General features: G+C 68.1%; 12 protein-coding genes. 5 read left to right on the forward strand and 7 right to left on the reverse strand.

The genetic code is table 11. The features are described 5' to 3' along the window. Positions 1-19: 19 nt before the first annotated feature. The 4 genes from AWC12_RS17585 to AWC12_RS17600 form a co-directional block, all read right to left on the reverse strand. Positions 20-811 carry a FadR/GntR family transcriptional regulator gene (locus tag AWC12_RS17585; RefSeq protein WP_024447529.1) on the reverse strand — a complete coding sequence of 264 codons (792 nt, stop codon included), beginning with the start codon at positions 809-811 and terminating at the stop codon, positions 20-22. 175 nt (positions 812-986) lie between these two features. Next, positions 987-2,411: a hypothetical protein gene (locus tag AWC12_RS31115; RefSeq protein ID WP_207576450.1), complete on the reverse strand. Its 1,425-nt coding sequence runs from the start codon at positions 2,409-2,411 to the stop codon at positions 987-989. Between the two features lie 313 nt (positions 2,412-2,724). Continuing rightward, complete coding sequence (locus AWC12_RS17595) at positions 2,725-4,092, reverse strand: aldehyde dehydrogenase family protein (RefSeq protein ID WP_024447969.1); 1,368 nt, start codon at positions 4,090-4,092, stop codon at positions 2,725-2,727. Positions 4,093-4,094: 2 nt separating this feature from the next. Then, complete coding sequence (locus AWC12_RS17600) at positions 4,095-5,192, reverse strand: phenylacetate--CoA ligase family protein (protein WP_085175868.1); 1,098 nt, start codon at positions 5,190-5,192, stop codon at positions 4,095-4,097. 79 nt (positions 5,193-5,271) lie between these two features. Here AWC12_RS17600 and AWC12_RS17605 point away from each other — a divergent pair, with 79 nt between their 5' ends. The 4 genes from AWC12_RS17605 (at position 5,272) to AWC12_RS17620 (ending at position 9,787) form a co-directional block, all read left to right on the forward strand. Next, positions 5,272-6,588, forward strand: a complete 1,317-nt coding sequence (locus AWC12_RS17605; RefSeq protein ID WP_085175870.1) for an acetyl-CoA hydrolase/transferase family protein — start codon at positions 5,272-5,274, stop codon at positions 6,586-6,588. A gap of 94 nt (positions 6,589-6,682) precedes the next feature. Continuing rightward, entirely contained in the window at positions 6,683-7,828 is a 1,146-nt protein-coding gene (locus AWC12_RS17610) for a thiolase family protein (RefSeq protein WP_024447972.1), read from the forward strand. Beyond that, a complete protein-coding gene (locus tag AWC12_RS17615) occupies positions 7,825-8,625 on the forward strand; it encodes a crotonase/enoyl-CoA hydratase family protein (RefSeq protein WP_024447973.1) in 801 nt (266 codons plus the stop codon). Before AWC12_RS17610 ends, AWC12_RS17615 begins: the two co-directional genes overlap by 4 nt. 19 nt (positions 8,626-8,644) lie before the next feature. After that, positions 8,645-9,787, forward strand: a complete 1,143-nt coding sequence (locus AWC12_RS17620; RefSeq protein ID WP_024447974.1) for an acyl-CoA dehydrogenase family protein — start codon at positions 8,645-8,647, stop codon at positions 9,785-9,787. Positions 9,788-9,878: 91 nt separating this feature from the next. On the opposite strand, the gene AWC12_RS17625 is transcribed toward AWC12_RS17620, so the two are convergent. The 3 genes from AWC12_RS17625 to AWC12_RS17635 all read right to left on the reverse strand — a co-directional run bounded on the left by AWC12_RS17625 (position 9,879) and on the right by AWC12_RS17635 (position 12,332). Next, complete coding sequence (locus AWC12_RS17625; RefSeq protein WP_085175872.1) at positions 9,879-10,616, reverse strand: fasciclin domain-containing protein; 738 nt, start codon at positions 10,614-10,616, stop codon at positions 9,879-9,881. A gap of 166 nt (positions 10,617-10,782) precedes the next feature. Then, positions 10,783-11,382, reverse strand: coding sequence for a TetR/AcrR family transcriptional regulator (locus AWC12_RS17630; protein ID WP_085175874.1), 600 nt, complete (start codon positions 11,380-11,382; stop codon positions 10,783-10,785). Beyond that, positions 11,379-12,332 carry an SDR family NAD(P)-dependent oxidoreductase gene (locus AWC12_RS17635; protein ID WP_085175876.1) on the reverse strand — a complete coding sequence of 318 codons (954 nt, stop codon included), beginning with the start codon at positions 12,330-12,332 and terminating at the stop codon, positions 11,379-11,381. Before AWC12_RS17635 ends, AWC12_RS17630 begins: the two co-directional genes overlap by 4 nt. 90 nt (positions 12,333-12,422) lie before the next feature. Here AWC12_RS17635 and AWC12_RS17640 point away from each other — a divergent pair, with 90 nt between their 5' ends. Beyond that, complete coding sequence (locus AWC12_RS17640) at positions 12,423-12,950, forward strand: gamma carbonic anhydrase family protein (protein WP_024448194.1); 528 nt, start codon at positions 12,423-12,425, stop codon at positions 12,948-12,950. Positions 12,951-12,958: the final 8 nt, after the last annotated feature.

Here is a 12,958-nt window from a genome sequence, read left to right on the forward strand (position 1 = left end):
TCGCGGTGTGCGAGGGTCGTCAGCCCATCACGTCGCGCACGGGCACGCTCTCCAGGCCCGTCAGCAACAGCTCGCGCGAGGTGTCGAGATGCTTGCGCCAGTGCGCCTCCGCGCCGGCGGCATCGCCGGCACGCAGAAACTGCATCAGCTTGCGGTAGGACCGCATCAGCTTGTCGTAGTCGGCCTTCGACACGGGGCGGCGCTCGTTGAACACGAAAGCCGTGTGCCTGACCGTGATCTCGTGCAACATGCCCGCGACGATGCTCAGAGTCGCGTTGCCCGACAATTGCACCACCCGCAGATGGAACGCACCGGTCGCCTCGGCAAGTCGTGCGGACTGGTAACCATCGGTGATGAGTTCTTCGAGCATCTGCTCGAGCTCGTCGAACGCTTCGGCAGAGCCTGATTCGGCAAGCAGACGAGCCGCCATCGGCTCAATACCCGATTTCGCGGTCAGCAGGTCGGCGATGGTGGCCCCGGACAGTTCCAACAGCAGACCTGCGGGCCGGGCAACCACTTCGGGGCCGGGAACCCGGACGCGCGCCCCGGTGCGGGAGCCTCGTCGCACCTCGACGAGGCGCTCGGACTCCAGGACACGGACCGCTTCACGCAACGTCGGCCTGCTGACGCCGAAGTGCGCCATCAGTTCGGCCTCGTTGGGTAGAAAATCGCCGTCTTTGAGTTGTCCCTCGACGACCATGCGGCGCAGCGTTCCGGCGACGAGTTCAGCGGTCTTGGGGGAGCGCACGGCGGCGCGGGATGCGACGGCGTCCGGCCCGATCATCGGCGCCAGGGGGGTACTGCGAGCCACTGCACCTCCTCCACGGTCGACTCAGCTGTGCAACTCAGTAAACCATGTGAGGTGTCCGTGGCTTGTTCATCCGGTGAACGCGCAGGTGACCGGCCGGTGATTCTGTCACGGAAATGAGAAGCGGGTACGGGAGCCTGTCGACTCCCGCACCCGCCCTGACAGCGTCGGCTACGACCTAGGTGCTGCTCGAACCGCCGTCGTTGCCGTCATTGCCCTGGTTTCCGTCGGCTGCTCCGCCGCGGCCACCGGCGCCGCCGTTTCCTCCCGTTCCGGCCTTGCCGGCACTCGGGCTGGCGTTGCCGCCGTTACCGCCGTTACCGCCGATTCCGGTGCCTTCGGCAGTCGCCGAACCACCGTCGCCGCCGGTGCCGCCGTTGCCGCCGCGGGCAGTGCCGCCGGTGGCGTTGCCGCCGTTGCGGCCGGCGCCGCCGTTGCCGCCGAGCTTGCCGCCGTCGCCGCCGTTGCCGCCGCGGCCGCCGGTGGTGTTGCCGCCCGCGGTCGAGGTCGCGCTGCCGCCGTTGCCGCCGCGACCGCCGAGCCCGGTCAGTTCGGCGCTGCCGCCGGACCCGGCCGAACCACCGGTGGCGGTGCCCGTTTCGGAGGTGGCCGCGCCGCCGCTGCCGCCGTTGGCCGCACGGGACGCCAGTCGGTCGCCGCCGTCGCCGCCCTCGCCGCCGACAGCCTTGCCGGCTCCGTACGCGGTGCCGGTCCCGCCCTTACCGCCGTTGCCTTCCAGGTCCGGCGTGGCGCCACCGGAGACCAGGCCGTAGCCGCCGTCGCCGCCGCTGCCGCCGGTCGCGGTCTGGGTGGACGCCCCGGTCCCGGTGCCGCCCGATGCGCCGGGAGCGCCGACCGTGGCCGAGCCACCTGCGCCGCCCGCACCGGGGCCGTAATTCTCTTCAGGGGTTTCGCCGGGCAGCGGAAGGCCGATGTTGGCGCGGCCGCCCGCACCGCCGGCACCGCCGGTCGCGTTGCCGTTCAGCGACGAGGCTGCACCGCCGGCACCGCCGGCACCGCCGCGGCTCGGGAACAGCTTGGCGCCTTCGCCGCCCGCCCCGCCGGCACCACCGAGGGCGTCGGCGTTCGCGCCCGCAGCGCTGGTGTTGATGTCGGCGCCTCCGGCGCCGCCTGCGCCACCGGAGCCTCCGAACAGGCCGGCGTTGCCACCCTTGCCACCGGCGGTGGCGGCCGAGATCAGGGTGCCGTCTTCGGCGTACACCGCCGCCTTGCCCGCTGCGCCCGCGCCGCCGCTGCCCCACAGGAGGCCGCCGTCACCGCCGTTGCAGGCGTCACCTTCGCAGTCGGCGGCGGCGTCGAGGCCGTTGCCGATCAGCCAGCCGCCGTCGCCGATCATCGGACGGAAGGCGGGATTGGCGCTTGCGGCGAGCAGTGCCGTCGGGCTTGCCGTCGAGGTGCTTCCGGCCCCAGCGCACCCGATGAGCCCGCCCGGCACGCATTCTTCGCTTGCGACGAGCGTGATCTCGGCCGTGTGCGCCGAGGTCGTCGTCGGTTCGTCGGTGGCGCCCACCGCGGCGATAACCAGTGCGCCGAGACCGACCATCGCCGCGCCTGCGACACCGGTCGCCACGTGCGTGGGCACGGAACGCGGAATCGCGTTGTGGCGCGCGGACTTAACGTACATACAACCCCCATGGTTGAAGGGCCTGGCCACTATGGCAGGCGTGGATGCTTGCTTCGTCTGAGCAAATGCAGCGTCAGAATGGGGTTGGCCTTCGCGCCGGTCAAGACCTACGTCCTGCGCTCCAGACCCGAATTTCCGGCGAAACAGACCGCCTCGGGCTGACGCCGTCGTAAAAAACGGCAGGTCAGGGCCTCGGGACTTGCGATTCGGCGCCCGGTCGCAGGCCGGCCAAAAAAGATCTTGAAACGTACGGACCGGTGGGTGCGCGGTGCTATCGGACGGCGAATCCCTTGTTGCGCATCAGGAAATCTGCGAGGAACCCGTCGTGGGGGATCTCCGGGGCGGCGCGGTGGGTGGGGACGCTACCGCGGTACACGTTGCCGATCGTGGGTTCGTGCACGAGACGGTCGATCAGCTCGTCGTCGGAGGAGATCGCGGTGAGCACGAGCGAATCACGCAGTGGGGTCAGCCCGTCGTCGCGCGACCACGGAGACACCCAGACGCACGGAAAAGGCAGCTCCACACCGAGGGTCTGGGGGTCCGGAGCGGACAGCAGGTGCACCGCAGGCCGCAGGGCGGCAAAGCCGTCACCGACATCGACGACCACCTGTTCGGCGCCGAGGATGGCCGTCGCGGCCGCGGCTCGACGAGCGAGATGTGCGGCTACCACGCGGGCACCCTCCGTGGGCATCGTGGGAAGCACCGCGCGCGGGTCGGCGTTGGGCAGCGGCCGCAGAAGCGCCAGCCGTTCGCCGAGGGCGTGCGCCAGCGGCTCGGCGTCACCCTCGTAGAGCACGGCAGTCGCGTTGACGCACGCCATACCGCCCAGTGCGGCAACTGAATCCACCACCACGTCGAGGTGGTCGCGCCAGTCCTGCTCCGCGGTGATGAGGATCTTGCTGCGGCCCGGCCCGTTGACGAACACGGTTGGATCCGTGTCGTAGCGCTCGGCGACGTCCCGGCCGCCGTAGACGAGAGCAAGGTCGGCGGTGCGCACGATCGCGTCGGCGCCCGTGTGCCCCGTCGGTAGATAGCACGCGTCGGTGTCGGCGAAACCTGCAAGCCGCAGCGCGGTGACGAGCCGGTGCGCGGTGAGCGGCTCGCGCCGGGACGGTCGCACGGCGACGCGAAAGCCGAGCGCCAACGCCTGCGGCCATAAGCCGTGTACCCCAGGGGCATTGCCGGGTGCGTGCACCGCGAGCACCTCGCCGCGGCGCGCCCATACTGCACCGGCGTCCTGGTCTCGCCAATCCATGGTGGCGCCGGCGGGGAGGGCGGCGCGCACCGATGCGAGCGCCGTCGATAGTGACTCCGCCACCACGTCGGCTCCGGCTCTGGCAACAGTGAGCGGAAGCCCCGAGATTCGGCAGGTCAGCTCGACGTAGTCGTCGAAGCTCAGGCCCGCGATCGTCGCCGAGGCGAAGATTTCGGCGGCGCGACCGAGTGTCGTGGCCCGTTCAGCGATGGGGAGGGGGGCAGCTTTGCGTTGTGCGGCAATCGTTCTCGTTGCATAGAGCCGCGGAACCACCGACATGTCGAGCAGCGCTTCGCCGCGCGTGTCGGCGATGATCGCACGGCTGTGGGTGCGATACCGGCCACCGGGTCCCAGCGCGTCCACCACGACAAGATCGCCTGCCACGATCAGTACACGCCCTCGATCACCGGTTCGCCGTCGAACACGGCGACGGGGGCGATGTCGCTGAGGGAGTCGCCGAGCTGGCCCTCGGGTCCGGGCCACCTGATCGCCGTGTCGCGCTCGAGGTTGTTCGGGATGAACATCCCCTTGCTGAGATGATTCATGACGACCTGGCCGCGCTCCCCGTACGCCACCTGAGCTCCGGTGTCGGGGTCGACCACCCAGAAGACGACGTAGGGCGAACGGGGATCGAAGACGGACGCGTCGCCAACGATGCGCGTCGCGGCCTGCGACAGAATCATGGTGCTGCCGAACGCGATTGCGATCGATATACCGGGGAAGATGTCGCGGAACAACCCCATCGTGTCGATGTCGACGTGCGCCCCGCTGAGCAGGATGTAGCGGATTCGCCGATTGACCAGTTCGGTGAGGCGCTCATCGTTGGCGATGGCTTCCAGGAGCGGGGGTGTTGCATGCAGATTCGCCACGATCTGCGTTTCCAGGATGTGGCGCGTCTGTTCGAGGACGTGCCGGACGTATCGCGCGATCTCGTCCCCGGCGGCCCGATTGCCGCGGGAGGCCACCTTTTTCACCCACCGCGGATCCAGATCGATCGCGTGAAACGCCGCGCCCAGCCGTTCGGCGACCACGCGGTCGAAATGGCTCACCCCGTGCGGCCCACCGGGCATCATGCACAGTAGCCCTGTGCCGGGCGCGAAGCCTCCGGCACTGAAATCCTCGACCTGCCAACGTGTCACCTGTTCGATCCAGTCGGGCAGTTGCGCGGTGCGTTTGGGCGGTCCTGTGGTGCCGCCTGATTCGAAGATCCGCGGGATCGGAAGTGGGTGTCCGTAGCCGCGAGGGATGAGGTCTTCGACAGCAACATTGCGAAGCTGGTCCACCAGATTCGGGAACAACCGAAGGTCGTCGTAGGTGCGGACATCGCGTATCGGGTCGAAGTCGAGCCTCGACACCGCGCGCAGCCAGAACGGCGAGCCGGTGTCCTCGCCGAAATGCCAGGCGATCACCGCCTGTAGGTACTCCTGCGGATCCGGCGGAGTTTCCCGCGGCACCTCGAGAACCGCAAAGGCGCCTGAACTCATCGTGGCATCCTGACATCGCGAGTTGGCCGCTCGGTGAATTCGAGGGGACGAACCAGGTGGGCATGGCAGGGTATCGGCCATGCCCACCGAGCTCACCGCAGATGAAGCCGCCGCGCGACTAGACCCCGCCGACACGCTCGGAATCCCGCTCGGCCCCGGCCAGCCCCCGGCTTTCCTGCGTGCGCTCGGCGAGCGCACGGACTGGACGGATCTGCGCGTCTACGGGGCCCTGCTCGCCGTCGGCACCGAACTGTTCTCGCGTTCCGGGGTGCACTACCTCTCCGGGTTCTTCGGCCCGCTGGAGCGGGCGCTCAGCGACGCGGGCGCCGACATCGAGTTCACCCCGGCGGATTTCCGCCGCTTCGGTCCGCTGCTGGAACGTCAGTCGCCGCATGTGATGACCACGGTCGCGACACCCCCCGACAGCGACGGGTGGTGCTCGCTGTCGCTGCATGCCGGCGGCACGGTCGAGGAACTGCGGCGCGCCGGAGCCGACCCGCAACGGTTATTGGTGGTCGAAGTGTCCGACGCCTACCCGCGCACGTTCGGCCTCGGCGATCAGTACCGGCACGCGCTGCACGTGGACGAGATCGACGTGCTGATCCGTTCGGCGGATGCGCCACTGGTTCTGCCCGGGCCGCCGCCGACCGATGCCGACAAGGAGATCGCCAGGCACGCCGTGTCGTTCATTCGTTCGGGTGCGACATTGCAGACGGGCATCGGGTCCATCCCGAGTCAGATCGCGGCCCTGCTGGCCAACGGGGACGGCGGTGACTACGGGCTGCACAGCGAGATGTTCACCGACGGCTGCATGCAACTGCACCGGGCGGGCAAGGTCAGCAACGCGGCCAAGGGACTGTACGACGGTGTCAGCGTGACGACCTTTGCGTTCGGCACCGCGGATCTCTACCAGTGGCTCGACGGAAACACCGACGTCGCATTCCTGCCGGTCGAGATCGTCAACTCCCCGGAGGTCATCGCCGCCAACCAGAACATGGTGTCGATCAATGGTGCGCTCGCGGTGGACATCCAGGGTCAGGTCGTCGCCGACACCATCAACGGCACCCAGTTCAGCGGCATCGGCGGCGCCGAGGACTTCGTGGCCGGCGCCGGGCTGGAACTCTCGGACCGCTCGCTGATCTGCCTGCCGTCGACCTACGAAAAGGACGGCGCGCTGCAGTCGCGGATCGTGCCATGGTTCGGGCCCGGCGCGGTCGTCACGACACCGCGCCACCATGTCGACGTCATCGTGACGGAGTACGGCGCGGCCGAACTGGAGGGCCGGACGGTGCAGGAGCGTGGCCGCGCGCTCGCCGCGATCGCGCACCCGCAGTTCCGGGATGAGTTGCAGGCGGCCGCCGACCGCGCGGCCGGCGGCCGATCGCCGGTGCTCTGAGCTGCTGCTACCCACCTACCAACCAGTAGGTTGACCTAGTAAACCTTGTTCGTTTACGTTCGGGGGAAGACCCGTTCAATGAAGGAGTATCCCCATGGCTGAAGCCGTCATCGTCGAGGCTGTCCGGTCGCCTGTCGGCAAGCGCAACGGAGGTCTGTCCGGTGTGCACCCCGCCGAACTGTCCGCCCAGGTACTCAACGGTCTCGTCCAGCGTGCAGGCGTCGACCCGGCTCTCGTCGACGACGTCATCTGGGGCTGCGTGATGCAGGCCGGCGAGCAGGCGCTCGACATCGGCCGCACCGCGCTGCTCACCGCCGGCTGGCCCGAATCGGTGCCCGGTGTGACCGTCGACCGTCAGTGCGGATCGAGCCAGCAGTCGGTGCACTTCGCCGCCGCCGGTGTGGTCGCCGGCCACTACGACGTCGTCGTCGCCGGCGGCGTCGAGTCGATGTCGCGGACCCCGATGGGCTCCTCGCTGGCCAGTGGCGGCAATCCGTACCCGGGCGGTTTCAAGGACCGCTACAGCCAGACGCCGAACCAGGGCATCGGCGCGGAGATGATCGCCGAGCAGTGGGGCCTGACCCGCACGCAGCTCGACCAGTTCTCGCTCGATTCACACGAAAAGGCAGCCGCCGCACAGGATTCCGGCGCCTTCGATGATCAGATCGTCGCGATCAAAGACCAGGACGGAAACCCCGTGCTCAAGGACGAGGGCATCCGCCGCGGCACCACCCTGGAGAAGATGGGCCAGCTCAAGCCCGCCTTCAAGGAGGACGGTGTCATCCACGCGGGCAACAGCTCTCAGATCTCCGACGGCTCGGCGGCGCTGCTGTTCATGTCCGCCGAGAAGGCCAAGGAACTCGGTCTCAAGCCGCTGGCCAAGGTGCACACCGCGGTGCTGGCCGGGGCCGACCCGGTCATCATGCTCACCGCCCCGATCCCCGCGACGCAGAAGGCGCTCAAGCGGTCCGGCCTGAGTATCGATCAGATCGGCGCGTTCGAGGTCAACGAGGCGTTCGCACCGGTGCCGATGGCGTGGCTCAAGGACATCGGCGCCGACGAGAAGAAGCTCAACCCCAACGGTGGGGCGATCGCGCTGGGCCACCCGCTGGGCGGCTCCGGTGCTCGCATCATGACCACGCTGCTCTACCACATGCGCGACAACGGCATTCAGTACGGACTGCAGACAATGTGCGAAGGCGGCGGCCAGGCAAACGCCACCATCCTGGAGCTCCTGTGACCGAAACCGCTACTGTGCCAGGCGCTCTCGTCGAGCGCCGGGGCAACGTCATGGTCATCACGATCAACCGACCCGAGGCCCGCAACGCGATCAACTCCTCGGTGTCGATCGCATTGGGCGATGCGCTCGAAGAGGCGCAGCAGGACCCCGATGTCTGGGTGGTTGTGGTGACCGGATCCGGCGACAAATCCTTCTGCGCCGGAGCCGACCTCAAGGCGTTGTCCCGCGGTGAAGACATCGGGCATCCCGACCACCCCAAGTGGGGGTTCGCCGGGTACGTCCGCCACTTCATCGACAAGCCGACCATCGCGGCGGTGAACGGCACCGCGCTCGGCGGTGGCACAGAGCTCGCCCTCGCCAGTGACCTCGTCGTCGCCGGGGAGAGCGCGAAATTCGGCCTGCCCGAGGTGAAGCGGGGACTGATCGCCGCCGCGGGCGGTGTGTTCCGGCTCGTCGATCAGATCCCGCGCAAGGTGGCACTCGAGATGATGTTCACCGGTGAGCCGATCACGTCGGCCGAGGCGTTGAAGTGGGGCCTGATCAACGACGTGGTCCCCGACGGGACCGAACTCGAGGCCGCTCTCAAACTCGCCGAGCGGATCACGGTGAACGCACCGCTGGCCGTACAGGCGAGCAAGCGCGTCGCCGTCGGCGCCGACGACGGTGTCGTCGCCGACGACGAGCCAGGGTGGAAACGCACCAGGCGCGAAGTCGCTGTCGTCTTCGCGTCCGAGGACGCCAAAGAGGGACCGTTGGCCTTCGCCCAGAAGCGCGAACCGGTCTGGAAAGCCAAGTAAGCACAGTAGGGAAAGAGATATGAAGCGCACGATCTACGACGAAGAGCACGAAGCCTTCCGCGACACCGTTCGCGGATACATCGAGAGCGAACTTGTTCCCAACGCCGAGAAGTGGGAAGCCGAACGTCTGGTCGACAGGTCGGCCTATGTGGCCGCGGGCAAGCACGGCCTCATCGGGTTCAACATGCCCGAAGAGTTCGGGGGCGGGGGCACCGACGACTTCCGCTTCAACGCGATCATCGACGAGGAGATCGCCAAGGCCGGGGTGCCCGGACCCGGGCTCAGCCTGCACAACGACGTCGTCGCGCCCTACTTCAAGGACCTGACCACCGACGAGCAGAAGGAACGGTGGTTGCCGGGGATCGCCAGCGGCGAGACGATCATCGCGGTCGCGATGACCGAACCGGGCGCGGGCAGTGACCTGGCGGGCATCCGCACCTCGGCCGTTCGCGACGGGGACGACTGGATTCTCAACGGCTCCAAGACCTTCATCTCGTCGGGCATCAACAGCGACCTCGTCGTCGTCGTCGCCCGCACCGATCCCGAGGCGGGCCACAAGGGTTTCACGCTGCTGGTGGTCGAGCGAGACATGCCCGGGTTCACCCGTGGCCGCAAGCTCGACAAGATGGGCATGCACGCCCAGGACACCGCCGAACTGCACTTCGAGAACGTGCGGGTGCCGAACGCCAACGTGCTGGGCAAGGTGGGTGGCGGCTTCTACCACCTGATGCAGAACCTGCCCTCGGAGCGGCTGTCGATCGCTATCTCCGCGATCGCCGGGGCGCGCGAAACCTGGCGCCAGACACTGCAATACGCCAAGGATCGCAAGGCCTTCGGTCAGCCGATCGGCAGCTTTCAGCACAACCGGTTCCTGCTCGCGGAGATGGACACCGAGCTCGACGTCACCGAGCAGTACGTGGACCGGTGCCTGCAGGCCATCGTCGACGGCGAACTGACCGCCGTCGAAGCCGCCAAGGCGAAGTGGTGGGCCACCGAGGTCGCCAAGAAGGTCGTCGACCAGTGCGTGCAGCTGCACGGTGGCTACGGCTGGATGATGGAGTACCGCGTCTGCCGCGACTACGTCGACGGGCGCATCATGACGATCTTCGGCGGCACGACCGAGATCATGAAAGAGATCATCGGTCGCGACCTTGGCCTCTAGGTCGGCTCGCCGACGTGGCCTCTAGAGAAAGCGATTTCGGCGTGCTCCGTTGCGGTAGCCGCAACGGAGCACGCCGAAATCACATGAAGGACTAGCCGATCGGTGCTTCGGCGGCCGGCGCCGGCGTGGACGCCGGCACCTCGGCGGGCAACGGCGTGGACGGCGTCGTCGTGGTGGTCGTCGTTGTCGTGCTGGTGCCACTGGTGCTGGTCGGCGTGATCGGCGCCGGGGCGTCGGCCGGGTTCAGCACCGCATCGACGATGTAGATCCGCGCGTTCTGGGCCTGGATGCCCCCGCAGACGACCTTGACGGTTTCGTTGACCTGGATGTCGCCGCCCGAACCGGTCACCTCGATCTCGGTGCCCTCCTGGGTGGGGCGCTGGCCCTTCACGTCGTCGGGGCCCAGCAGGCCGAGGAAGGCGTGGTAGTAGACCAGGCTGGTGAGCGCCGCAGGATCGGTGCGCAGCACCTCGAGCTGCTCGGGCGGCAGCGCCGCGAACGCCTCGTTGGTGGGTGCGAAGACGACGTAGGGCCCGTTGTCGAGAACACTGGTGATGTTGACGGCCGGGTTGAGCTGCCCCGAGATCGCCGAGTTGAACGTGGAGATGTCGGGGATGCTCGACAACACAGTGCTGACGGGCAGGTCCGCCAGGCCCTTCCAGTTGGGCAGCGCTTCCTTGAAGGCGCCACATTCCGGGCCCTGGGGGTCGGGGATCTCGGCGACCGGAGCTGCCGGCTCGGCGTAGGCGTTGACGGCCAGCGGAACAGACAGGGCAATCGCGGCTGCGCTGAACGCGACGCCGAGGGCCTTGCTGGTGCGGGTCTTCACGGTGTGCTCCTCACATATGTCAAGTCGCAAGGATGGTATGTGCACGAATTGGTAACGGCCAAGTCGAGGATGGGCATCGACGGGCCGATCCGCGGCCGCCGCAACGCTGTGAGCTGCGGATTCGCCGGGCTGTGGCGAGAGCGGATTCACACGCCTCGCCGGGCCGTCAGAAGTCTGGATCTGTGTTTTCCGGCAACAACGCGGCCACCATCCGCGCGAGGTCGTCCGCGGCGTCTTCGAAGGTCGCCGACCCCGAGCTGGCTTGGACCATCGCACCCACCAGACCGAATTCCAGCGTCTCGGCGACTTCGGGCCACGCCGCCGAGCCCAGCATGGTGCGCACCCGGCGATGCAGTTCGGCATGTATGCGTTTGCGGATCGCCTGCACCGACGTCTCGTGCGAAATCATCGCGCTCGCACACGCCGCGGCCAGTCCGGGTTGATCGGCGAGCAGGGTCACCAGCTGGCGGAACAGCACCGCGACCCGCGCCTGCGCCGACTTCTCGACATCGACCGACAGCGGGGCATCCCGGAGCAGGCCCAGGTAAACCTCCGCGACGATCGCGTCCTTGGAGCGGAAGTAGACGCACAGATCACCGTGCGCGACGCCCGCCTTCTCGGCGATCAGCCGGGTGGTCAGGTCGTCGAACGGGACGTCGCGCAACAACTCGACGGTCGCGTCGAGCACGGTGCGCACCACGTCATGGTCGTCGCGGTCGCGGTCACCGTAGGAGCGAAGATAGATGACCTTCGCCGACGTCGTCACGCACCCGAGCCTAGGCTGCGCGCGCTCGGCGTGCAGAGGTGTTCCGAAAGCGCCCAGAGCGCCAGAGCCCGTGTCTCGTCCATCGCATACGGTGCCGCTGCGGCGACGCCGCAATCCGAGAGGTACAGCGCGCCACAGCCGTCGAGTTCGTCGCTGACCGCTGCCCACACCTGGGTGGCGGCCCCGTGCTCGGGCATCGTGAATTGCTTGCGCACATCGACCTTCGGCCCGCCCGAGCCGCGGGACCCCGCGTTGTTCAAGGCGGTGAAGTCGTCACGCGTCATGTGCCGGGCCAGCGAGGTGGCCACGATTCCCGGATGCACGGCGAACGCACGCACACTGCTGTCGCGCAGCCGGCGGTCGAGTTCGACCGCATGAAGCACGTTGGCGGTCTTGGATGCTCCGTAGGCAGCGAACTTGTCGTACTCGCGGTGCTCCCAGTTGGGGTCTGCGAAATCGACGTCGGCCATCCGGTGTCCCTCAGAGGACAGCACGACGATCCGTGCCCCGTCGGCGGCGACCAAGGCGGGAAACAGCAGCCGGGTCAGCTCGAAGTGGCCCAAATGGTTTGTGCCGAAATGATTTTCAAAACCCTCGCAAGTCCTGCTCAGCGGCGTGAACATCACGCCCGCGTTGTTCATCAGCACATGCACGGCGGGTGTCAGCTCGCTGATCTCCGCTGCGGCGGCCGCGACGCTGGCCAGTGACGTCAGGTCCAGGTGGATCAGTGACAGCCGCGCGTCGCGGACCTCGCTGCGCACCCACGCCTCGGTCTCGGAGAGCGCTTCGGCGTTGCGCGCGGCGAGGATGACGTGTGCGCCGGTGCTGGCCAAGGCCTTGGCGGACTCGCGCCCCAGCCCCGAAGAGGCCCCGGTGATGACACAGGTCTTGCCGCTGAGATCGATCCCGTCGACGATGTCGAGCGCGGTCGGGTTTGACGTCGTTGTCACGTCGTGAGGATTGCACGCCGCACCCCGCCGCCGCGAATTGCTCTGGTCCGACTGCCTCGTCGCCGCTCGTGTGCTCCTACGATGACGCCCATGGCCGAGCCACTCATCCTGTCCATCGCCGGACGCTCACCCGAACTGCATCCCGACAGCTGGGTGGCGCCCAACGCCACCGTGATCGGCCACGTCGTGCTCGCCGAACGCGCGAGCGCGTGGTACGGCACGATCATCCGCGCCGAGGCCGAACCGATCGAGATCGGCGCGGGCACCAACATCCAGGACGGCGTGACGATCCACGTCGACCCGGGCTTCCCGGCCCGCATCGGCGCCGGCGTGAGCGTCGGGCACAACGCGGTGCTGCACGGCTGCACCGTCGAGGACGACGCCCTCGTCGGCATGGGCGCAGTGGTCCTCAACGGAGCCGTCATCGGCTCCGGATCCTTGATCGCCGCGGGCGCGGTGGTGCCACAGGGCGCGGTGATTCCGCCCGGCTCGATGGTCGCCGGGGTGCCGGGGAAAGTGCGCCGCGAGCTCAGTGAGGACGAAATCGCCGGAATCCGCACAAACGCACTTCTCTATCAAGAGCTGGTCAAAGTGCATCGTGATGCAAGCAACGCCTGATCGTCGGT

This window comes from Mycolicibacterium iranicum, from assembly GCF_002101705.1.
GTDB lineage: Bacteria > Actinomycetota > Actinomycetes > Mycobacteriales > Mycobacteriaceae > Mycobacterium > Mycobacterium iranicum.